Raw genomic sequence first — 19,915 nt, 5'->3', positions numbered from 1 at the left:
GGCCGACCTCATTCCGATTTGTCACCGGAGAGGGTACCGCCGGCAACCATCGCGAGTTCGGCGTGTGCGAGGTCCGCGGTCGCGTCCAACGCCGCCCCTCCACGTTTGACCGACGGGATGAAAAGTGTCGCAACAGCTCCCAGGCACACGGCGACCCCAAGCATGATGAAGCCGTGGGTGTAGCCCGATTCCTTGGGCAGTCCCGACGGTGTGGCGCCCGCGGTGACCACAGTCCCCATGAATGCTGCGCCCAGCGAACCGCCGATGGTTCTGATGTTGGCGTTCATGCCGCTGGCGACTCCGGTCTGATGGGGTGGCACCGCCGCGACGACAACGTTTGCCATGGCGGAGAACGCAAGTCCCATACCGATACCCGACAGGCACATCGCGGCGAAGATGTCCGCTTCGCTGGAGTGACGGAACGCGACGAAGAAGTAGCCGGCAGCGCTGACGAGAGTCCCCACCGTCAACAGGTTCTTCGAGCCGAAGCGAGCAGACAGGCGCCCGGCGCCGAGCCCGAGGATGAACATGAAGACCGAGCTGGGCAACATCATCAGGCCGGACTCACTGACCGATGCCCCGAATCCGTACCCCGCCGATGTCGGTGTCTGCACGAACTGCGGCAGGAATCCGAACCCGGCATACATTCCGATACCCATCATCAGCGCAACCAGGTTCGCGGCCCAGACGGTGCGCATCCGCATCATCTTCATGTCGATGAGCGGGTTCGCCGATCGTGCTTCGGCGACGATCCACACCACCAGGAAGATCGCAGCAGTGACAAGCAATCCGACGACCTCGGGTGAGGTCCAGCCCCACTTGGGTGCCTGACTGACACCGAGCAGCAGAGCCACCAGCCACGCTGACAGCAACGACGCGGTGACCCAGTTGACCCTGCCCGGGGCCCGGCCCTTCGACTCCGGGATGAAGGCGTAGGCCGCCACACCCGCGATGGTGGTCATGATCAGCGGAATCCAGAACAGCCAGTGGTACGTGAGTACGTCGACGATCGGCCCGGCCAGCACAACACCCAGGCCGGCGCCCAGCGACGTCAGGGCCGCGACCATCCCGACGGCGCCGGGCACCTTCTTCTCAGGGAATTCGTCACGGATGATCCCGAAGGCCAAGGGCAGGACGCCGCCACCGACACCCTGGATCACACGCGCGACCACCATCACCGACAGCGACGCCGCCAGTGCAGCCAGCAACGAGCCGATTCCCAGCGCGGCCAGCGCAACCACGAACAGCAGCTTCTTGCCGTACATGTCCCCGAGGCGACCCATGATGGGCGTGAACACCGACGCGGAGAGGAGGTAGGCGGTGAGCACCCAGGTCACGTCGGTCTGCGTCGTCCCGAGGGACACCTGGATAGTCGGCAGTACGGGTATCACCAGGGACTGCAGCAACGCGAACGCGGCCACGCCCACGGTGATCACGGTGAACGTGACCCGATAGTGCGTCCGCTTGGGTGTGATGTCCATACAGCTCCTGAGCTCGAACCGGAGAGACCACTCCGCATGCTGCTCAGAACCTAGCACCACAAGCGGAGCCAAGACTCCGGATATCCACTCAGCGAGACACCGTCACCCGTCCACGACGGGCGGCTGCCCGGTCAGTCGAAGGCCGCGTTCACCTCGGCCTCGGTGAGGCCGTAGTCCTCCAAGGAGTACTTGTGGACGGGTTTGCGGTCGCCCGACTTGCTCTCCTCGTCGAGTGCTCGCATCGCCGACGCCGCATCATCGGTGAGGTCGAGTCCGAACGTGCGATAGATCGTTTCGATCGTGCCCATGGGATCGGTGCGGAAGTCCCGGAAGTCGATGTCGATGAACTGATCCGGGTTGTACTTGGACCGTGCCGCATTGAATGCGTGCAGCCCTCGCGACCACAACTCGAGTTGCGTCTTGCCGATCAGTTCACCCGTGAACACGGTCGACCATCCCTCGCCCGCATGCTCGGCAAGACTGCACATCGACGGGATGATCGTCGCGGGTGGCCGGTGGGTCTGGATGATCAACGCGTCGGGATAGACGGCCATCAATTCATCGAGCGCGAACAGGTGACTGGGGTTCTTCAGCACCCACCGACGCTCTGGCTGATTCAGCCCGATCAACTGGAGGTTCTTCTTGTGCCGCGTGTAGGCGTTGGTCCAGTCCTGCTTCTGCAGCCACTGGGAGTAGGTCGGCAGGTACGACAAGGATTCGTAGGAAATCGACTTCATGGTCTGGCGCAGCAACTGCCAGCACTCTTCGACGTCGGAGGCACTCATGTAGTGCAGCCCCATGAATTCCGGGTTCTCCACATGGTGCTGTTCGAGTCCGGCCTGGATCTGCTGGAAGACCGGATTCGCCTCCCAGGTGTCGCGCGGAGGCCGGGGCTGCGGGAACTCGGCAAGCCACATCTCCAGACCCTGATGGCCCGGATCTGCGGTGAGCAGCCGATGCAGGGCGGTGGTCCCGGTACGGGGCAACCCGGTGACGAAGATGGGGCGTTCCACCGGCGCGGAGACATACTCGGGATTGGCTTTCCACGATGCCTCGCTGAGCAATCGGGCGACCAGCGCACCCCGAAGGAAGAAGCGGTTCATCTTGCTGCCCAGCTCGGTGAGTCCCGCATCGCGCTCGTACGACTCCAGCAGGACACCAAGAGCCTCGGTGTAGTCATCCTGACCGAAGTCGTCGAGTCCACACGCCTTTGTCGCCGACGCATGCAGATCCTCGACCGTGCCCACATTCGTTCTCGGAATGGTCATCTCGCTCCTCAGGTGTGGTACTCGCCGCAATTGACGTCCAGCGTCTGGCCGGTGATGGCGCTGGCCCAATCCGAGGCGAGGAACACCACCGCCCGAGCGATCTCATCGGGTTCGGGCAGACGTTTGAGGTCGGACTTGGAGGCGGTCTGTTCGTAGACGGCCTCCGGCGTGATGTCGTACTTCTTGGCGACCTCACCGAAGTACCACTTCAGCTGGTCGTCCCAGATGTAACCGGGCAGCACGCTGTTGACACGAACGCCCTTGTCGCCCAACTCCGTGGCGAGTGTCTGCGACATGGCGAGCAGGGCCGCCTTGGCGAGCTTGTAGCTGCCGTAACGCGGCTCCGAGTGCCGCAGGACCATGGAATTGATCATCACCACAGAACCGGACACCTTGGCCAATTCGTCGGTGAAGGCCTTGGTCATGCGCAGGCCGCCGAGGACCGTGAGGTCCAGGCTCGACCGGATGTGGTTGAAGTCGGTGCGTGCCAACGACTTCATCGAAGGCAGCGAAAAGGCGTTGTTCACCAGTACGTCGACACGGCCGTACTCGGCAACCGTTGCCGCGACGAGGGAATCGACAGCCGCGTCATCGGTGATGTCGGTGGGGACCTGCAACGCGACGCCGCCGGCGGCATCGATCTCCTTGGCCACCTCGGCGAGCCGGCTCTCGGTCCGGGCCGCGAGCACCACCTTGGCGCCGGCAGCAGCGGCTTGCACGCTGATCGAACGGCCGAGACCCGGCCCCACTCCCCCGACCACGACGACCTTGCCCTCGAGCAGGCCGGTGGACACGGTGGCGGTCATCCCAGCATCCTCTGCGCGAATCCGCGCTGGCGTGCGGCTATTCGTTCACGCCAGCCTGCCTCGTCGATGGTGTTGGACTCGAAGTGCGGCAGGTGGTCGGGCACGTCGGCCACGTTGACGATGGCGACGGTCGGCCCGTCGGACTCGGTCAGCTCGCGGGCGACCCGCTGCCATCGGAACTGCGCGATACCCCGCTGTTTACCGGTTGTCTCGATCCAGTTGGCGATGCCCGGGTTCTGCTTGCTGACAACCAAGCGGATCATCCCATCCGGATCCACCTGCGCCTGAGCAGAATTGAGACTGGTCTGGTGATTGACGTAGTCCAGCGAGATGTACCACATACTGCCCAGCTGGAAACCCTGGTACGGCGCATCGGATTTCGGCACCGTGATCACCATCGCCTCGTCGTCGGCGAGGTCGTAGTGACCCACCGATGAGTACTGGGTGCTCAGCCCACCCGGCGTCAGACGGGGCGCGGTCAAGGTGTTCACCGGCAGGTCCAGGTAGAACCACTTCGGAAAGTTGAACCAGGTGTTGATCCGCGACAGCAACATCTTGCCGGCCACCTGATAGCGGCGGGTGATCTGCGCGAGGTCGGGCTCCACCGGCGCGCTGCCCACTGTGTCGACCCGCTCGATCCGGATCTGTCCCTTTTCCTGCATCCAGTCGCTGTACACCTCGCGCACCGCGAGCATCGACGACCCCTCGCCGAGAACGAAGTAGTTGGGTCCCGGGTCGGCCTTGGGCGGTCCGAAGCGGAGCGTGTAGGTCCCGTCCGCTTCGATCGTCAGTCGACGGTCGTCGAAGGCGTCGTCGCCACCGGGAACGTCTGTGGCGGTGTAGTCACCCTTGAGAACCTGAAAGCTGAGATCTGCTGTGTTGCCGCGTTTTCCGGTGATCAGATACTCCGCGTCGGCCTGCACGTTGGCGTGGTAGTACAGCGTATCGGGATTGTCCAACCCCATCTTCGTGTAGGGGCCCGTGGACGTGACGAAGAACGGGTGGGTCTTGCCATACGCCCATGCCATCTGCAGGCTCGCGCGGATGCTGCCGCCGAGGTAGTCGTATCCCTCGGCCAGATCCTGCTCGTTGCGGATGAAATCAGCTGAGGTGATCAGCTTCTCGGCGTCGGCGATGGCCGCGGCGAAAGGGGCGGTCACATCGTTCGTGACGGTTGTTGTCATCTCACTCCCTTGTGATGGCCGGAACTACAGCCAGGTGTCCCCGCCGGTCCAGGTGAGGAAGTTCTCGAGCTCCGCCTGGGCCGGAGTGACCCGCGGATGTTCGGTGGACAGATAACCACCACGGTAGAACAGCAAAGGCTTGTCTTGCAGCACTTCTCCCAAAGTCTGCACCCGGCCTATCGCGATGAAATGGTCGCCGCCGTCATCGACGCGCTCCAGCGTGCAATCCACCCATGACAACGAGTGCCGGATGACGGGCAGGCCGAGAGGCGAGGGATCCCAGTCGATCCCGGCGAACTTGTCATCACCCGGTGCGCCGAATGCGGCACTGACGTCCTGTTGGTTGGTCGACAACACGTTGACGCAGAACTTTCCGCTCTGCTCGATGACCTTCCAGCTGCGGGAGGTCTTCATCGGGCAGAACAGCACCAGTGGTGGATCGAGCGACAGGGCTGCAAACGACTGGCAGGCGAACCCCACTGGGACGTCATCGGTGGTCATCGTGGTGATCACGGTGACCCCGGTGCAGAACTGACCCATGGCCGTCCGGAACTGCCGCGGGTCGAAATCATCTGAACCGCGTGGATGAGGGGACATGTCAGGCGTTCTTGAATCCGATGGAGAAGTCGTGCCCCCAGAGACTGACCGCCGTGCTCTCGCGAGCCACCCAGTCGGTATCGTCGACTTGCCTGCCCTCGCAGCCGAATTCGACGTCGAATCCGCCGGGCGTCTTCATGTAGAACGAGTACATCAGGTCGTTGACGTGGCGGCCCAGCGTGGCCGACATCGGGACCTTCTTGCGCAACGCCCGGTCGTGGGCCAGGCCCACGTCATCGGTGTTCTCCACCTCGATCATCAGGTGGACGATGCCGGTGTCGTTCGGGATCGGCAGGAACGCCAGGCTGTGGTGGCGTGGGTTGCAGCCGAAGAACCGAAGCCATGGCGGCTCGTCGCCCTGTTCCCGCCCGACCAGCTCCGGCGGCAGCCGCATCGAGTCGCGCAGACGGAAACCGAGCACATCGCGGTAGAAGTGCAGCGAGGCTGCGTCGTCGTCGGTGGTGAGCACCACGTGTCCCAAACCCTGCTCGCCGGTGACGAACTTGTGGCCATAGGGGCTCACCACCCGGCGATGTTGCAGTGCCACACCATGGAACGCCTCGAGAACGTTGCCGCTCGGGTCCTCGAAGACCACCATCTCCACGACCTGACGGTCGGCCAGTTCCTCGTCCTTGCCTTCGCGGAAGACCACGCCGGCTGCCGACAATCGATCTCGGACTTCCTGCAGTGCAGCGGCGTTGGCACATTCCCAGCCGGAGGACACCAGACGGTCGTGCTCTCCTGGCGTGATCACCAGACGTGCGGGAAAGTCGTCCATGCGCAGGTACAGGGCACCCTCCGTGGGGCCACTGCCCTCGGGCATACCCAGCACCTTGAGACCGTAGTCACGCCAGGCCGGCATGTCGGTGGCCTCGATACGCATGTAGCCGAGTGAACGGATCGGGCCAAGGGTTTCGGTCATCGTCGATCTGCTCCTTTGCGAGATGTCGGTGGTGAACTCAGACCATCGTGTCCGCGTCTGATCGCTTGCGGGTCAGGCTTTCGGTGTCCCGACCGTTTGCGGGTCAGGCTTTCGGTGGCCTGACCGCTTGCGGGTCAGACCATGGTGTCACCGATGGGGATCCCGAATTCGCCGTTGCCGTAGGCGACGTAGGCCCGTTCGGCATCGTTGGCCGCGTGGACGCGGCCGGCATGTGCGTCGCGCCAGAACCGCTGAATGGGTGTGTCGTTGTCGAGGGCATGAGCTCCGGAATTCTCGAAGAGCCGGTCGATCGACGCGATGGCCCGGCCGGTTGCGCGGACCTGATCGCGACGGGCCTTCAACCGGAGCTCCATCGGGACTTCTTGTCCCGCGAGCAGCAGGTCGTATTCGGCCTGCAGGTTGCCCGAGAGCTGAGTCCACGCCGCGTCGATGTCACTGGCGGCCTCGGCGATGCGAACCTTGGCAAATGGGTCGTCCTTCGCCTTCTCGCCGGCGTAGGCCGCGCGGACGCGCTTGCCCTGGTGCTCGACGTGTGCCGCGTAGGCACCGTAGGCCATTCCCACGATCGGCGCCGAGATGGTGCTCGGATGGATTGTGCCCCAGGGCATCTTGTAGACCGGCGCGGTGTTCTTCTCCAGGCCCGGAGCCTCGCCGGTGCTCATCGCCCGGAAGCTGAGCATCCGGTGGCTCGGTACGAACACGTCCTTGACGTCGATGGTGTTGGATCCGGTGCCCTTGAGCCCGACCACGTTCCACACGTCGCGAATGGCGTAGTCCTCGCGCGGGATCAGGAAGCTCACGAAGTCGACGGGCTTTCCGTTCTTGATCACCGGTCCGCCGAGGACAACCCAGCTCGCGTGGCCCGAACCCGAGGACCATGCCCACGAACCGTTGACCTTGTAGCCGCCTTCGACCACTTCACCCATACCCATCGGGGCGTAGGACGAGGAGATACGGACTGAGGTGTCCTTGCCCCATACGTCCTCCTGCGCCTGCTGCGGGAAGAGAGCCAGGTGCCAGTTGTGGATACCGATGATGCCCGAGACCCATCCGGTGGAGCCACACGCCGAGCCGATCCGACGCACTGCCTCGTAGAACGTCACCGGGTCGACCTGGTAGCCACCCCACTGCTCGGGCTGCATGAGCTTGAAGAACCCGATGTCCTCGAGCGACGCGATCGTCTCGTCGGGAATCTGACGCAGATCCTCTGCTTCCTGTGCCCGCTGTTCGATCTCGGGCAGCAGTGCGCTGATCTTGTCCAGTACCTGCGCGCCCTCTTGGCTGCGGTCGCTCATCGCGCGATTCCTAACTCTCGTTCCACAAAGTCTTCTCCGGCAAGATTAGAACACGTTCTCATTTATGTCGAGTACTGCAGGTTTACCTCGATTCATGCCGTTTTGATCACTTCCCTGGCGAGTGCCTGGCAAGTTTTGTAACATGTTCTAGTAAGCGGGAACGCTTAAACCACGCGGCCCGGCACATGCCGACCCACAGCCGGCATCGATGAACTAGGGAGCAGACATGACGAGTACGGAGTCGGAGTTGGAGCAGGGGGCCCGCCTTACAGCGGTTGACACCAGCGCAGACGGTGGCGCGGTACGCGAGATCGACACCGGCACGCCGCCGACCCGATTTGCACGCGGTTGGCATTGCCTCGGCCTTCTTGCCGATTTCGATGACGGCAAGCCCCATCCGGTCACCGTGTTCGGCACCAAACTGGTCGTCTGGGTCGCCGACGGCGAACTCAAGATCCTCGACGCGTACTGCCGACACATGGGCGGCGACCTGTCACAGGGCTCGATCAAGGACGGCAACGTCGCCTGCCCGTTCCACGACTGGCGATGGAAGGCCAATGGACGTTGCGCCGGCGTCCCCTATGCCAAACGGGCACCCAAACTGGCCAAGACCCGTTCGTGGCCGGGCATGATCCGCAACGCGCAGATCTTCGTCTACAACGACCCCGAGGGCAACCCGCCCCCCGACGACGTGATCATCCCCGAGCTCGACGAATTGAGCAGCGACCAGTGGACCGGCTGGACGTGGAACAAGATCGTCATCGAGGGTTCGAACTGTCGCGAGATCATCGACAACGTCGTCGACATGGCGCACTTCTTCTACGTGCACTACTCGTTGCCCGACTACTTCAAGAACGTTTTCGAAGGCGAGACCGCTGCGCAGTACATGAACTCGCATGGGCGTCCGGACGTCGACATCATGACGGCCTACGGCGACACCAAACTCGAGTCCATCGCCGCCTACTACGGTCCTGCCTACATGCTCAACCCGATGGTGCAGTACTACGGCGGCTATGCGATCGAGACGATCCTGACCAACTGCCACTACCCCATCGACAACAATTCGTTTGTCCTCATGTACGGCGTCATCGCGAAGATCCCCGAGGGACTCACCGCCGACCAGGCCGACAAGATGGCGACGAAGATCACCGCCGGTATCGAGGTGGGGTTCTTGCAAGACGTCGAGATCTGGAAGCACAAGAGCCGCATCGACAATCCGCTGCTGGTGGAAGAGGACGGTCCGGTCTACCAGCTGCGCCGCTGGTACGAACAGTTCTATGTCGACGTCGCCGACGTGACCGAGGAGATGACACAGCGCTACGAATACGAGATCGACACCACCAAGGCCGTCGAGAACTGGAACATCGAGGTCCAGGAGAACATTCGACTCAAGGCCGAGCGCGAAGCCGCGAATGCCTCGACGCCCGAGACGGCTTCGGCCACGTGATCGCCGCCCCGTCATGAGCATCAGTTGGTCGAAGGCTCCGGATCTCAGCAAGGATCCGGAGCGCGGCCCAGCGGTTCGGGAAGCGACGTCGAGAGACAAAGAGCACTACCTACGCGGTGGGCTGCGGGAGATCGAGTGCCGCACCTGCCACGCCCACGTGATGGTGAAGAAGTACAGCCCCCACCACACGAGTGTCCAGTGGACAGCACAGGCACGAGAGCAATGTCCTGAACTCACCCGGATCCGGGCGGAAGGGGGAAACCCCGCAATGTTGCCGACATGCCCCCGGCTCTCGGCCAGCATCGATCACGGTGTGAGCGAAGGGATCATCCCCAAGGAATCACCCGATGTCGACCCGGACGGCTACTACTGACCCGGGCAACTCGTAGAGACAAGAACACCACTCGCGATCGATCGCGAGTGGTGTTCTTTTGTCGTAACCCTCATTGTCCGTACGGACCGGGCCCCTGATTGCCCGAACCGGGCGGGCCGTAGTACGGCCCGGGCGCTTGTCCGTAGCCCCCGCCCTGTCCGCCGGGAGTACCGAACTGCTGCGGCGGTGGACCGTAACCTTGCGGCTGACCGTAAGCAGGTGGCTGACCGTAGCCCTGTGGCTGACCGCCGCCCTGTGGCTGGTGCGGACCGGATACTCCGGGCCCGGGCCGACTGCCCTTACCTGCCGCCAAGGCCAAATAGGTGGCGACGCCGGCAGCGATCAAGGTGATGAACGCGCCGAGGACCACAAGCCACAGTGCCCACCCCGCGTCCACCTCCGAGGTGTCGCCGGCATCGCCGTCGATGACAACACTGCCCGGGTCGGCGATGAACACAAGGGACACGATCACCGCGACCAGTCCCAGAACCGTCCCCGCGATGGCCGCGATCGCGGGATACCTGTTGATGATCAACGGAACAGCAGCACCGGCCAGCAGGAGCCCGATGATGATGGTGGCGATGCCCGGCGCACTGGTTTCGGCCTCTGCCTCGCTCTCGGCGTCGGCCACCTCGCTCGAGTCGGCCGTGTCGTCGCCTGCGTCGATGGTCACCGAACCGAGGCCGCTGATCGACACGCTTCCCACACCGAAGTCCTGGGACGCCCAGGTGAAAAAGCTGAACAGCACGATCAGCAAGCCGCCGACTGCGAGAGCGATGCCCGGGAACCTCACCGCGGAACTGGACGACCTGGGAGCGAGCAGTCGACCCTTGGCGGACGGCTGGCTCGGACCGGCGGCACCGAAGGCCGACTGATAACCGGATTGCTGCGGCGGATAGCCGGGTCCCGGTTGATGGCCAGGTTGATAACCCCCGGGCTGGTACCCACCGGGCTGATGGCCACCGGTACCCCCAGGCGGCGGGAACCCACCGCTGTTTCCGGATGGCGGACCGTAGGTCATGTTCTCCCCCTGATCAGTGCATCACCGACGCGCGGACGCACGCTCGGACCCCGATCGTAGCGTCCGGTGTTCGGTGGAGACCGGGGTCCGCGAGTCGGCGGCAACGTCAGCGGCGAACTCTCACACGCCGGCGTTCGCGTCCTGCTTCTTCTTGAGTTCCAAGGCGATGTCGATCAGTTGGTCTTCCTGGCCGCCGACCAGCTTTCGACTGCCCGCCTCGATCAAGATCGCTGCGGCGGACACACCGTACTTCTCGGCGTGGCCCTCGGCGTGCTTGAGGAACGAGCTGTAACACCCGGCGTAGCCCATCATCATCGCGGGCCGGTCGACCAGGCATTCGGTGGGCATGACCGGCCGCACCACGTCCTGCGCGGCGTCGGCGATCTTCATGAAGTCGATGCCGGTGCTGATGCCCAGCTTGTCGCAGACACCGACAAACGCCTCCACGGGCGTGTTGCCGGCGCCGGCACCGAAGCGGCGGACCGACCCATCGATCTGTTGAGCGCCCGCCCGAACGGCCGCAATGGAATTGGCGACCGCGATGTCGAGGTTCTCGTGCCCGTGGAAACCGATCTGAGCGTCATCCCCCAACTCGGCACGCAATGCCGACACGCGATCCGACACCTGCTCGAGCACCAGGGCGCCAGCTGAATCCACCACGTACACACACTGACAACCCGCATCGGCCATGATCCGCGCCTGCTTCGCGAGCACCTCCGGAGGCTGACTGTGCGACATCATCAGGAACCCCACGGTCTCGAGCCCCAACTCACGCGCCAACCCGAAATGCTGAATCGACACATCGGCCTCGGTGCAATGCGTCGCGATACGACAAATCTGCGCACCATTGTCCTGCGCCGCCCGGATATCGTCCTTGATCCCCAGACCAGGCAACATCAAGAACGCGATCTTCGCCGTCGTCGCCGTCTCGACCGCCGCCCGGATCAACTGCTGCTCAGGAGTCTTCGAGAACCCATAATTGAACGACGACCCACCCAGACCATCACCATGGGTCACCTCGATCACCGGAACACCCGCACCATCGAGGGCGGCGACGATGTCACGCACCTCTTGCTCGGTGAACTGGTGACGCTTGTGATGGCTGCCGTCGCGCAACGACGAATCCGTGATGCGGATGTCCAACGAATCGCTGTACTTTCGGGCATCGGCCATCAGATCTGCTGAGTTCGCGAACATGTCAGACACCCACCTTTTCTGCCTTCTCGGCAAGCTTCTTTCTCGCTATCTCTTCGCCGACCTTCGTGGCGGCGGCGGTCATGATGTCGAGGTTGCCGGCGTACGGCGGCAGGAAGTCACCGGCGCCTTCGACCTCCACGAAGATCGACACTCGGGCCATCCCACCGTTGCCCACACTCGGCGGGTCGAACTGCGGTTCCTGCAACAACCGATACCCGGGTACGTACTCCTGGATCTCTTTCTCCCGCTTCAGAATTGCCTGAGCAATCGCATCGGTGTCCGCATCCTCGGGAATAGCGCAGAAGATCGTGTCGCGCATGATCATCGGCGGATCGGCCGGGTTGAGGATGATGATCGCCTTACCCCGGTCGGCGCCGCCGATCGTCTCGATTCCACGCGATGTGGCACGCGTGAACTCATCGATGTTCGCGCGCGTTCCCGGTCCGGCGGACTCGGACGACACAGACGCCACGATCTCGGCGTACACCACCGGCACCACGGACGTGACGGCGTGGACCATCGGGATGGTCGCCTGGCCGCCGCAGGTGATCATGTTGGTGTTCGGCGCGTCGAGATGCTCCCGCAGGTTCGCCGGGGGAACCACGGCAGGGCCGATGGCAGCCGGGGTGAGGTCCACCGCGGTGATGCCTGCCGCCTCGTACTTCGGGGCGTACTCACGGTGTACGTAGGCCGAGGTGGCCTCGAAGATGATGTCGGGCTTCTCTTCTGACGCCAGGAGTTCGTCAGCCCCGCCCGCCATCGTGATGAGCCCGTGGTCGGCCGCACGCTTCATGCCCTCGGAGTCTGCGTCGATACCCACCATCCAGCGTGGTTCGATCACCTCCGAACGCGCCAACTTGTACATCAGGTCGGTCCCGATGTTGCCCGAACCGATGATTGCTGCAGTGACCTTCTGTGCCACGGGTGGTGCTCCTAACCTCAGGTCTTGCCAAAGTTTGTGGTGATGTGTGCGGTGCTACGTGAAATCCAGGGTGACGCTGCCGAGTCCGGCGAACTGTGCGACGAAGTGGTCGCCCGACCGGATGTCGATCGCCCGGGTGGCGGTGCCCGGAAGGATGACGTCACCCTTTCGCAGGCGAACACCGAAGCTCTCGACCTTGCGTGCCAGCCAGGACACCGCGTTGAGCGGATGACCGAGCACCGCGCTCGAGTTTCCCTCGGCGATCAACTCGTCGTTGCGGTGCAAGGTGGCGTCGATGTCGCCGGTGTCGATGTCGGAGATGCGGACGCGCTGTTCGCCCAGCACCCAGCCGCACGACGACGCGTTGTCGGCAATGGTGTCGGGCAGAGAGATCTTCCAGTCGCGGATCCGGCTGTCGATCAGTTCGATCGAGGGAACCACCCACTCGACCGCCGCGATCACGTCGTCGTTGGTGCAGCCAGCACCGGGCAGATCAGCGCCGAGGATGAACCCGACCTCGACCTCGACCCGGGGATAGCAGAACTTGGTGGCATCGATCGGGGTGTGCTCGTGATACTGCATCACGTCGAGCAGGTGACCGTAGTCCGGCTCGTCGACACCCATCATCTTCTGCATCGCCTCAGACGCCAGGCCCACCTTGTGGCCGGCGACCGACGCACCCGCCTCGAGCCGCCTCCGGATGTTGATCAGCTGGATCTCGTAGGCGTCTGTGACGTCGAGATCCGGGTGGCTCACCACCGGTGGATCGATGGCGACCGCGGTCGCCTCGGCCCGGGCCAGATCGTCGGCGATACGCTGACGTTCCTGGTCGGAAACGGTCACTGGTGGCTCCTCCTGCAGTACGAGCTGGGCACTGGAACGTGTTTCTGTTTTGGGGCTGTCAGGCACTCGCCAATGCCTTCCAGGCTGGTATAGCCTGCCATGGACGTGAGTTTATAACGTGTTCTACCTAGAGGGTAGAGCTCGGCAATGCGCGAAGGGGCAATGATGAGCCGTTCGGAAGAGATTCCTGGGGACGAGATCTTCGATGTGATCGTCGTCGGCGCCGGTGGCGCCGGTATGAGTTCGGCCATCACGGCCGCCGCTCATGGCCTCGACACAGTGATCATCGAGAAGTCGCCGTACTGGGGTGGATCCACCTCCCGGTCGGGTGGAGGTGTCTGGATCCCGAACAACCAGGTGCTCAAGCGTGATGGCGTCAAGGACGATCCCGAGGCCGCACGCACCTATGTCCGCGCCATCGTGGGCGACGGTGTGGCACCGGAGCGCATCGATGCCTACATCGACCGCGGCCCCGAGGCGCTCGACTTCCTGAGCGAGCACGCGCCCCTCGAACTGGAGTGGGTCAAGAACTACTCCGACTACTACCCGGAGGCACCTGGCGGCCGAGTGGGCGGGCGCTCCTGTGAGCCCAAGCCGTTCGACTCCCGCAAACTGGGTGACGACATCAAGACCCTGCACCCCCCGTACAGCAAATCCCCCTTGAACGTGGTGGTGATGCAGTCGGACTACCGCTGGCTGAGCACAGGACTGCGTCACTGGCGCGGGCCCCTGCGCGCGATCAAGGTCGCCACGCGGTTCGCCGTAGCCAAGCTGACCGGCAAACGACTGATCGCGATGGGCGCCGCCCTCACCGCGGAACTGCTTCTCGGAGTCCGTCAGGCCGGTATCCCGTTGCGCCTGAACACCGGACTCGTCGATCTGGTCACCGAGAACGGTCGCGTCGTCGGCGTGGTGGTGGAGACCGACGGCAAGCAGAGAACCATCCGTGCCCGGCACGGCGTGGTGCTCGCGTGTGGCGGCTTCGAGCACAACGAGGAGATGCGCCACAAATACCAGCGCGAACCCATCGGATCGCAGTGGACCACCGGCGCCGAGTCCAACACCGGCGACGGTATCAACGCCGGCCTGAAAATCGGTGCGGGCGTGAGCTTCATGGAAGACGCCTGGTGGGGTCCGACGATCCCGCTCCCCCGCGGGCCGTGGTTCGCTCTCTCCGAGCGCGCACTCCCGGGCAGCTTCATGGTCAACGACCGCGGCGAACGCTTCATGAACGAGTCACTGCCCTACGTGGAAGCAGTGCACCGGATGTACGGCGGCGAGTTCGGCCAGGGCGAGGGGCCAGGAGAGAACCTGCCGTGCTGGCTGGTGTTCGACCAGACCTACCGCAACCGGTACATGTTCGCATCGGTGTCGGGCCGTCAGCCGTTGCCCGGCAAGTGGTTCAAGTCCGGCGTGATCACCAAGGCCGGGACTCTGGCCGAACTCGCGGAGAAGATCGGCGTGCCCGCCGACCGTCTGTCCCGAACCACCGAGCGGTTCAACGAGTTCGCGAAGAAGGGCGAAGACGAGGACTTCGGGCGCGGGGTGAGCCAGTACGACCACTACTACGGCGACATCACCAACAAGCCCAACCCCAGCCTGGGCCCCCTGAAGAAGGCGCCGTTCTACGCGGTGAAGATGGTGCCGGGCGACCTCGGTACCAAGGGCGGGATCAACACCGACGCGGCAGGCCGCGCTCTGCGCGCCGACGGGTCGATCATCGAGGGGCTCTACGCCGCGGGCAACACGAGTTCGCCGGTCATGGGCCACACCTATGCCGGACCAGGCGCCACCATCGGGCCCGCGATGGTCTTCGGATACCTTGCCGCACTGGACATCGCCGACAACGCTCAGCGGTCGCGTGCCGCCGGAGAGAGGGCCAGCTGATGCCCATCGATCCGTCGGTCGCACTCGGTGCCGAGGTCGGGCAGACCACATTCAGCTGGAACGCTTCCGACATCGCGCTCTATCACCTGGGCGTCGGCGCAGGAGCAGACCCGCTGGACGCGAACAGCCTTCGGTATCTGCACGACGTCGAACCGAAGGTGCTGCCCACATTCGCCACCGTCGCCGCGAGCTTCCACGAGACCGAGCCACCGAAGGTCTCGATGCCCGGCATCGAGATCGACCTTGCCGCAGTGGTTCACGGTTCGCAGGAGGTGACCGTGCACCGCCCCATCCCGCCTTCGGGTTCGGCCACCACACGTACCACCATCGCCGAACTCCAGGACAAGGGCTCGGCTGCGGTCATCGTTCAGGAGTCGAGGACGATCGACGACGCCGGTGAGCCGCTGTGGACTGCGCGTTCGGCCATCTTCGCCAAGGGCGAAGGCGGATTCGGCGGCGAGCGTGGGAGCTCGGACAAGGTGGCCTATCCCGACCGCGAACCGGACCGGACGATCGAAGAGAAGACGCTCCCTCAACAAGCGCTTCTCTACCGTCTCTGCGGCGACCGCAACCCGTTGCACTCGAGTCCGGAGTTCGCCGAGATGGCGGGCTTCCCCCGGCCGATCCTCCACGGGCTCTGCACGTACGGAACAGTGTGCCGCGCTGTCACGGACACGATGCTCGGCGGAGACGTGGACCAGATCGAGCGATATGCGGCGAAGTTCGCCGGTATCGTCTTTCCGGGTGAGACGTTACGAATCAAGGTGTGGGAAGACGGATCTCGCCTTCTCATCTCCGCATCCGTGGCCGACCGCGACGATGCACCGGCCCTCGGGAACGTGGTGCTGACGAGGCGCTGACGGCCCATCTGCTGATCGCGGGCGGGACTGCCGGACAGGTCCGCATCGCGATCGGTGGCCGGCACCGGCAGCTCGGCGATACCGGCGAGAAGAGTTGTAAAGCGTTGTCAGGCAGCGCTCATGAAGATGGCAACGAGCCCGACGATGACGGCGACGAGTGACGCCAGCATCGTGAGCACACGCCATGCGCGCAGCTTGACCGCCGAGACGTCGTTGACCTGAGTTGAGGCCATCGGATTCCCTCTCATGTGGGTGTGGCCGGACCCGGCTGGGTCGGTCTGTACCAGCAAGCTCACTGTCGAGTTACCAGTGTTGTTAATGTGACATAAGAGACAGTCGATGCGTGTGTGCCACACCGTGGGATCGTGATAACGATTACACAACACGAAGGTGTGTTTAGAACACGTTCCACTCGACTACTTTGAGTGGATGAAGACATCTGTGGGGGCGTCGCCGAGCGATTCGGGAACAGACGAGAAGTTCGGACTCCGAACCGTCTGGCTCATCTTCGTGGTGTGCACCGCCGTCTCGATGGTCGTGGCTGCGATGGCTGCGTTGAACACCGCGATTCCCGAGATCGCTCCGGACATCGAGGCGACGTCGAACCAACTGACCTGGCTCATCGACGGATACACGCTGACCCTGGCCGCCCTGCTGTTGCCTGCCGGCGCTCTGGGCGACCGATACGGCCGCCGCCTGGCTCTGGTCGGTGGTCTCATCATCTTCGCCATCGGCTCCCTCCTGCCGGTGTGGATCAATGATCCGAACCTGTTCATCGCCTCGCGCTGTTTCACCGGTGTGGGTGCCGCCTTCGCGATGCCGGCGACCCTGTCGCTGATCACCTCAGGGGTGCCGGAGTCCAAACGACCACTGGCTGTGAGCATCTGGGCCGGCGTGGCCGGGATCGGGGCAATCGGCGGCTTCTTCGTCACCGGGATATTGCTCGAGTTCTTCGACTGGCATTCCATCTTCATCGCGTTCGCCGTCGCAGCAGGAACCACCGCTGTTCTCTCGTGCACCATCCCGACATCTCGCGACTCCACCTCGAAACGCTTCGATCTGATCGGCTCGATCAGCTCTGCGGCAGCCATCGCGCTTGTCGTGTTCGGTCTCATCGAGGCTCCACACCGCGGCTGGGTCAACCCGCTTGTCATCGCCGCGCTGATCGGCGGTGTCGCCCTGATCGGGGTCTTCTGGATGCTTCAGACGAGGCGCGCCCAGCCCCTGCTCGACGTCACGCTGTTCCGCAACCGGGCGTTCTCAGCCGGCGCCTTCAGCATCATGCTCCAATTCTTGGTCGCCTTCGGCGTGTTCTTTGTCCTGCTGCAGCGGTTGCAGCTGGTGTTCGGCTACTCCCCGTTGAAGTCGGCCGTCGCGATGTTCCCCCTCGTGGTGGTCGTGATGATCTTCTCGTTGCTGGGCAACTGGGTTGCGGTGAAGATCAATCTGCGTGCCATCCTGGCCGTCGGCACCTTTTTCATGGGCGTGGGCGTCGTCATGCTGGGCGTCATCGATCACACCGAGTACTGGACGATCGCGGTGTCGCTGATCGTCATGGCGGCGGGTCTGGGCATCGCCACCGCACCGTCCACCACCGGGATCATGGTGAACACCCCTGCCGACAATCAGGGAGTCGGTTCGGCGGTCAACGACACCGCTCGAGAGCTGGGCTCGGCGGTCGGAATCGCCATCGCCGGCAGCCTACTGGCCGCCGGCTACACGAGAGATGTTCAGCCGACCGCAGATTCGGCCCAGAACCAGCTGACCCAGGCCGCGAGTCAATTGCAGGCGGCCGGCCAGCCCGAACAGGCGCAACAGGCCACCTCCGCGGCCGGTTCCATAGGCGAACACATCACGCGCACACTCGCCGAAGCACTGCAGGTTGCTCAGGGCATCGCGCCGCGCCAACCCGAACTCGCCGCGCAGATCTCCGAGGGTGCAAAAGAAGCCTTTGTCGGACCGATGAACACCGCCTGCATCGTTCTCGGCTCGATCGGGATCGCCGGTGCGGTGCTGTTGGCCATCTTCACCCCGAAGGCGATGGGCGGGCAGGACGCCACGGTGGGCGAATTGCCCACCGGGCACCCTGCTGCCGCGACTACGGCCAAGTCGTCGACCGACTGACCGGGCCCGGGTCACCGGACCACTCGTTGCCGCTGAGGACTAGACCGGCGTGCCCGTCGCGTCCAGCGCAGCCTGCTTAGCCCATCGGTAGTCAGCCTTGCCGGCCGGCGTGCGCTTGATCTCGTCCACCACCACCAGCAGCCGCGGGATCTTGTACCCGGCGAGCATCGTTCGGCAGTGGGCCTGGATCTCGTCGAGATCGGGCTCTGGAGCGTCGGGACGAATCGCGACGACCGCAGACACCTTCTGACCCATCCGCTCATCGGGTGCGGGAACAACGAGCGCGTCCGCAACCGCGGGGTGTGCGTGGAGGCACGCCTCCACCTCCTCGGCGAAGACCTTCTCGCCTCCGGTGTTGATGCACTGCGACCCGCGGCCCAGGAACACGATCGTCCCGTCGGCCTCCACCTGTCCCATGTCGCCGAGCACCGCCAGACGCGTACCGTCGGGCAGTGTCGGGAACGTACGTGCCGACTTCTCCTCGTCCCGGTAGTAACCGAGCGGGACCCTGCCGATGCGGGCGATCATGCCCACGTCACCGGTACCGGGTTCGATCACGTTGAGCTTCTCGTCGACCACGGTCATCTTCGAGGTGGGTGGCATCGCCAGCGTGCCGTCCTCGCGGACTTCGAAGGCACCGTCGTTGCCGGTTTCCGACGCTCCGAAGTTGTCGCGCAGCAACAGGTCCGGCTTGGCGGCCAGCATTTTCTCCCGAACACCCACCGACCAGATCGCACCGCCGGAGGTGATGGAGAACAGCGTCGACATGTCGACCTCGTCCTTGAGCTTCTGCATCGCGTCGGCCAAGGGGGAACCCATGCCGTCGCCGACGATCAGCACCACATTGACCTTGTCGGCCTCGATCGACCGCACGACCTTCTCCGGATCGAAAGCACGCATCAGCACCAGTCTGGCACCCAAGGTGAGGAAGGTGAACAGCGAGTACAGGGCTGCGCCGTGCATGAGTGGCGCCGCAATCAAGAAGGACAGACCGGGGAACTCCTTGGCTGCAGCGCCGATCTCGGCAAGGTCCTTGCGAGGTTTGTCCTCGTACGGATTGCCGCCGGACAGAGGTTTGTGAAAGAAGTCGTCGTGTCGCCACATGACGCCTTTGGGGTATCCCGTTGTTCCGCCCGTGTAGAGGACCCACAGCTCGTCGCCGGTCCTGGGCTCAAAGTCTCGCTCGTCCGACTGACCCGACGGATCGAACAACCGAACGTCGACACCCGCGTCCGCGGCGGCCACCGACAGCTGTTCGGTGAACTCACCGATCACGAAGATCGTTCGCAACGTGGGGATCTGGCCGACGATTGTGGCGAGATTGTCCTGGTGCTCGGCTTCCTCGACCACGATCGCAACCGAATCGGAGTTCTCGAAGATGTAGAGCAACTCCGCCGGTGTGTACCGGTAGTTGATGTTGATCGGTACGGCGCGGATCTTGATCACACCGAGGATGGTGGTCACGTGTTCCACGCTGTTCTTGAGGAACAGCGAGACATGCTCGGCCGCACCGATACCGGCGGCGGTCAGCATGTGGGCCACCTTGTTCGATTCGACCTCGAGCTGTCGGTAGCTGTGGTCGACGCCCTCGTAGGTGAGCGCCACCGTGTCCGGAACCGCGTCCGCCACGGTCTCGAAGACATCCGCCAGATTGAACCCCATCGCGC

18 protein-coding genes are annotated in these 19,915 nt (G+C 63.9%); 5 read left to right on the top strand and 13 right to left on the bottom strand.

Annotation, left to right across the window (positions count from 1 at the left end; all coding sequences use genetic code 11):
* Positions 1-8 precede the first annotated feature (8 nt).
* The 7 genes from ACVWY6_RS09350 to hsaA all read right to left on the bottom strand — a co-directional run bounded on the left by ACVWY6_RS09350 (position 9) and on the right by hsaA (position 7,574).
* Positions 9-1,481, bottom strand: a complete 1,473-nt coding sequence (locus ACVWY6_RS09350) for an MFS transporter (RefSeq protein WP_457537582.1) — start codon at positions 1,479-1,481, stop codon at positions 9-11.
* A gap of 131 nt (positions 1,482-1,612) precedes the next feature.
* On the bottom strand, positions 1,613-2,749 hold the full coding sequence (locus ACVWY6_RS09345) for a sulfotransferase family protein (protein ID WP_457537581.1): 1,137 nt from the start codon (positions 2,747-2,749) through the stop codon (positions 1,613-1,615).
* An 8-nt stretch (positions 2,750-2,757) separates the two neighbouring features.
* Positions 2,758-3,555 carry an SDR family oxidoreductase gene (locus ACVWY6_RS09340; RefSeq protein WP_457537579.1) on the bottom strand — a complete coding sequence of 266 codons (798 nt, stop codon included), beginning with the start codon at positions 3,553-3,555 and terminating at the stop codon, positions 2,758-2,760.
* The gene (locus ACVWY6_RS09335; protein WP_457537578.1) at positions 3,552-4,739 is read right to left on the bottom strand and encodes a hypothetical protein; all 1,188 of its coding nucleotides are present in this window, start codon (positions 4,737-4,739) and stop codon (positions 3,552-3,554) included. The genes ACVWY6_RS09340 and ACVWY6_RS09335 overlap by 4 nt, the downstream gene beginning before the upstream one ends.
* Before the next feature lie 24 nt (positions 4,740-4,763).
* A complete protein-coding gene (gene hsaB, locus ACVWY6_RS09330) occupies positions 4,764-5,336 on the bottom strand; it encodes a 3-hydroxy-9,10-secoandrosta-1,3,5(10)-triene-9,17-dione monooxygenase reductase subunit (RefSeq protein ID WP_023957354.1) in 573 nt (190 codons plus the stop codon).
* A 1-nt stretch (position 5,337) separates the two neighbouring features.
* Positions 5,338-6,258 carry an iron-dependent extradiol dioxygenase HsaC gene (gene hsaC, locus ACVWY6_RS09325; RefSeq protein WP_023957356.1) on the bottom strand — a complete coding sequence of 307 codons (921 nt, stop codon included), beginning with the start codon at positions 6,256-6,258 and terminating at the stop codon, positions 5,338-5,340.
* Positions 6,259-6,392: 134 nt separating this feature from the next.
* A complete protein-coding gene (hsaA, locus tag ACVWY6_RS09320; protein WP_023957358.1) occupies positions 6,393-7,574 on the bottom strand; it encodes a 3-hydroxy-9,10-secoandrosta-1,3,5(10)-triene-9,17-dione monooxygenase oxygenase subunit in 1,182 nt (393 codons plus the stop codon).
* Positions 7,575-7,800: 226 nt separating this feature from the next.
* Here hsaA and ACVWY6_RS09315 point away from each other — a divergent pair, with 226 nt between their 5' ends.
* Positions 7,801-9,021, top strand: a complete 1,221-nt coding sequence (locus tag ACVWY6_RS09315) for a Rieske 2Fe-2S domain-containing protein (RefSeq protein ID WP_457537575.1) — start codon at positions 7,801-7,803, stop codon at positions 9,019-9,021.
* A gap of 13 nt (positions 9,022-9,034) precedes the next feature.
* Positions 9,035-9,394: a hypothetical protein gene (locus tag ACVWY6_RS09310; protein WP_023957360.1), complete on the top strand. Its 360-nt coding sequence runs from the start codon at positions 9,035-9,037 to the stop codon at positions 9,392-9,394.
* 70 nt (positions 9,395-9,464) lie between these two features.
* On the opposite strand, the gene ACVWY6_RS09305 is transcribed toward ACVWY6_RS09310, so the two are convergent.
* The 4 genes from ACVWY6_RS09305 to ACVWY6_RS09290 form a co-directional block, all read right to left on the bottom strand.
* Positions 9,465-10,415 carry a hypothetical protein gene (locus ACVWY6_RS09305; RefSeq protein WP_457537574.1) on the bottom strand — a complete coding sequence of 317 codons (951 nt, stop codon included), beginning with the start codon at positions 10,413-10,415 and terminating at the stop codon, positions 9,465-9,467.
* A 120-nt stretch (positions 10,416-10,535) separates the two neighbouring features.
* Positions 10,536-11,612 (bottom strand): 4-hydroxy-2-oxovalerate aldolase, encoded by a 1,077-nt coding sequence (gene dmpG, locus ACVWY6_RS09300; RefSeq protein ID WP_457537573.1) that lies wholly within the window; start codon positions 11,610-11,612, stop codon positions 10,536-10,538.
* A gap of 1 nt (position 11,613) precedes the next feature.
* A complete protein-coding gene (locus tag ACVWY6_RS09295; RefSeq protein ID WP_457537571.1) occupies positions 11,614-12,534 on the bottom strand; it encodes an acetaldehyde dehydrogenase (acetylating) in 921 nt (306 codons plus the stop codon).
* A gap of 54 nt (positions 12,535-12,588) precedes the next feature.
* Positions 12,589-13,377, bottom strand: coding sequence for a 2-keto-4-pentenoate hydratase (locus ACVWY6_RS09290; protein WP_457537569.1), 789 nt, complete (start codon positions 13,375-13,377; stop codon positions 12,589-12,591).
* A gap of 147 nt (positions 13,378-13,524) precedes the next feature.
* Here ACVWY6_RS09290 and kstD point away from each other — a divergent pair, with 147 nt between their 5' ends.
* Positions 13,525-15,264, top strand: a complete 1,740-nt coding sequence (kstD, locus tag ACVWY6_RS09285; RefSeq protein WP_457537568.1) for a 3-oxosteroid 1-dehydrogenase — start codon at positions 13,525-13,527, stop codon at positions 15,262-15,264.
* Positions 15,264-16,124, top strand: coding sequence for a MaoC/PaaZ C-terminal domain-containing protein (locus tag ACVWY6_RS09280; protein ID WP_457537566.1), 861 nt, complete (start codon positions 15,264-15,266; stop codon positions 16,122-16,124). The genes kstD and ACVWY6_RS09280 overlap by 1 nt, the downstream gene beginning before the upstream one ends.
* A 107-nt stretch (positions 16,125-16,231) precedes the next feature.
* On the opposite strand, the gene ACVWY6_RS09275 is transcribed toward ACVWY6_RS09280, so the two are convergent.
* Entirely contained in the window at positions 16,232-16,357 is a 126-nt protein-coding gene (locus ACVWY6_RS09275) for a hypothetical protein (RefSeq protein WP_255283862.1), read from the bottom strand.
* A 196-nt stretch (positions 16,358-16,553) separates the two neighbouring features.
* On the opposite strand from ACVWY6_RS09275, the gene ACVWY6_RS09270 reads away from it, so the two are divergent.
* Positions 16,554-18,248 (top strand): MFS transporter, encoded by a 1,695-nt coding sequence (locus ACVWY6_RS09270; RefSeq protein WP_457537564.1) that lies wholly within the window; start codon positions 16,554-16,556, stop codon positions 18,246-18,248.
* A 39-nt stretch (positions 18,249-18,287) separates the two neighbouring features.
* Here ACVWY6_RS09270 and ACVWY6_RS09265 read toward each other — a convergent pair whose 3' ends face one another.
* Positions 18,288-19,910 (bottom strand): AMP-binding protein, encoded by a 1,623-nt coding sequence (locus ACVWY6_RS09265; RefSeq protein WP_457537562.1) that lies wholly within the window; start codon positions 19,908-19,910, stop codon positions 18,288-18,290.
* Between the last annotated feature and the right edge of the window lie 5 nt (positions 19,911-19,915).

This window comes from Williamsia sp. R60 (assembly GCF_054063855.1).
The sequence above is the reverse complement of the archived record's forward strand: the minus strand, read 5'-3'. Positions and strand labels throughout refer to the sequence as shown.

Bases quoted from the DNA above. Each gene is read 5' to 3' on its own strand.
- ACVWY6_RS09310 (WP_023957360.1), top strand. From the start codon at position 9,035: ATGAGCATCAGTTGGTCGAAGGCTCCGGATCTCAGCAAGGATCCGGAG.
- ACVWY6_RS09340 (WP_457537579.1), bottom strand. From the start codon at position 3,555: ATGACCGCCACCGTGTCCACCGGCCTGCTCGAGGGCAAGGTCGTCGTG.
- ACVWY6_RS09335 (WP_457537578.1), bottom strand. From the start codon at position 4,739: ATGACAACAACCGTCACGAACGATGTGACCGCCCCTTTCGCCGCGGCC.
- kstD (WP_457537568.1), top strand. From the start codon at position 13,525: ATGCGCGAAGGGGCAATGATGAGCCGTTCGGAAGAGATTCCTGGGGAC.
- hsaA (WP_023957358.1), bottom strand. From the start codon at position 7,574: ATGAGCGACCGCAGCCAAGAGGGCGCGCAGGTACTGGACAAGATCAGC.
- ACVWY6_RS09315 (WP_457537575.1), top strand. From the start codon at position 7,801: ATGACGAGTACGGAGTCGGAGTTGGAGCAGGGGGCCCGCCTTACAGCG.
- hsaC (WP_023957356.1), bottom strand. From the start codon at position 6,258: ATGACCGAAACCCTTGGCCCGATCCGTTCACTCGGCTACATGCGTATC.
- hsaB (WP_023957354.1), bottom strand. From the start codon at position 5,336: ATGTCCCCTCATCCACGCGGTTCAGATGATTTCGACCCGCGGCAGTTC.
- ACVWY6_RS09280 (WP_457537566.1), top strand. From the start codon at position 15,264: ATGCCCATCGATCCGTCGGTCGCACTCGGTGCCGAGGTCGGGCAGACC.
- ACVWY6_RS09265 (WP_457537562.1), bottom strand. From the start codon at position 19,910: ATGGGGTTCAATCTGGCGGATGTCTTCGAGACCGTGGCGGACGCGGTT.
- ACVWY6_RS09345 (WP_457537581.1), bottom strand. From the start codon at position 2,749: ATGACCATTCCGAGAACGAATGTGGGCACGGTCGAGGATCTGCATGCG.
- dmpG (WP_457537573.1), bottom strand. From the start codon at position 11,612: ATGTTCGCGAACTCAGCAGATCTGATGGCCGATGCCCGAAAGTACAGC.
- ACVWY6_RS09270 (WP_457537564.1), top strand. From the start codon at position 16,554: ATGAAGACATCTGTGGGGGCGTCGCCGAGCGATTCGGGAACAGACGAG.
- ACVWY6_RS09350 (WP_457537582.1), bottom strand. From the start codon at position 1,481: ATGGACATCACACCCAAGCGGACGCACTATCGGGTCACGTTCACCGTG.
- ACVWY6_RS09275 (WP_255283862.1), bottom strand. From the start codon at position 16,357: ATGGCCTCAACTCAGGTCAACGACGTCTCGGCGGTCAAGCTGCGCGCA.
- ACVWY6_RS09305 (WP_457537574.1), bottom strand. From the start codon at position 10,415: ATGACCTACGGTCCGCCATCCGGAAACAGCGGTGGGTTCCCGCCGCCT.